This is a genomic window from Allobosea sp. 05T438, from assembly GCF_056396025.1.
The window spans coordinates 1-1187 of record NZ_JBFTKQ010000050.1; the positions used below are offsets into that span (position 1 = coordinate 1).

The 1187-nt window shown below is 65.3% G+C and carries 1 protein-coding gene; it reads left to right on the forward strand.

Features of this window, described 5'->3' with window-relative positions:
* Positions 1–1187, forward strand: a 1187-nt coding sequence (gene tuf, locus AC1DIN_RS29850; protein WP_476804195.1) for an elongation factor Tu, incomplete at its 3' end; no start/stop codon positions are given.

The window sequence follows — 1187 nt, forward strand, 5'->3', positions numbered from 1 at the left end:
ATGGCCAAAGAGAAATTCGCTCGTACGAAGCCGCACTGCAACATTGGCACGATTGGTCACGTCGACCATGGCAAGACGTCGTTGACGGCTGCGATCACGAAGGTTCTGGCAGAGTCCGGCGGGGCGTCGTTCACGGCGTATGACCAGATCGACAAGGCGCCTGAGGAGAAGGCCCGCGGCATCACGATCTCGACGGCGCACGTCGAGTACGAGACCCCGGCCCGCCACTATGCGCATGTCGACTGCCCCGGCCACGCCGACTATGTGAAGAACATGATCACGGGCGCGGCGCAGATGGACGGCGCGATCCTGGTTGTGTCGGCTGCCGACGGCCCGATGCCGCAGACCCGCGAGCACATCCTGCTGGCGCGCCAGGTCGGCGTTCCCGCGCTGGTGGTGTTCATGAACAAGGTCGATCTCGTCGACGACGCCGAGCTGCTCGAGCTGGTCGAGATGGAGATCCGCGAGYTGCTGTCGAAGTACGACTTCCCCGGCGACGACATYCCGATCACCAAGGGCTCGGCSAAGGCYGCTCTCGACAACGTCACGCCGGARATCGGCCATGACGCGGTGATCGCGCTGATGAAGACGGTCGACGACTACATCCCGCAGCCGGAGCGCCCGATCGACCAGCCGTTCCTGATGCCGGTCGAGGACGTGTTCTCGATCTCGGGCCGCGGCACGGTKGTGACCGGCCGCGTCGAGCGCGGCATCGTCAAGGTYGGCGAGGAAATCGAGATCGTCGGCCTGAAGGACACSGTSAAGACGACGGTGACGGGCGTCGAGATGTTCCGCAAGCTGCTCGACCAGGGCCAGGCCGGCGACAACATCGGCGCGCTGCTGCGCGGCACGAAGCGCGAGGACGTCGAGCGCGGCCAGGTGCTGTGCAAGCCGGGTTCGGTGAAGCCGCACACGAAGTTCAAGGCCGAGGCCTACATCCTGACGAAGGAAGAGGGTGGCCGTCACACGCCGTTCTTCACCAACTACCGCCCGCAGTTCTACTTCCGCACGACGGACGTGACCGGCGTGGTGACGCTGCCTGAGGGCACGGAGATGGTGATGCCGGGCGACAACATCTCGATGGAGGTGACGCTGATCGCCCCGATCGCGATGGAAGAGAAGCTGCGCTTCGCCATCCGCGAAGGCGGCCGCACCGTCGGCGCCGGCGTCGTCGCTTCGATCATTGC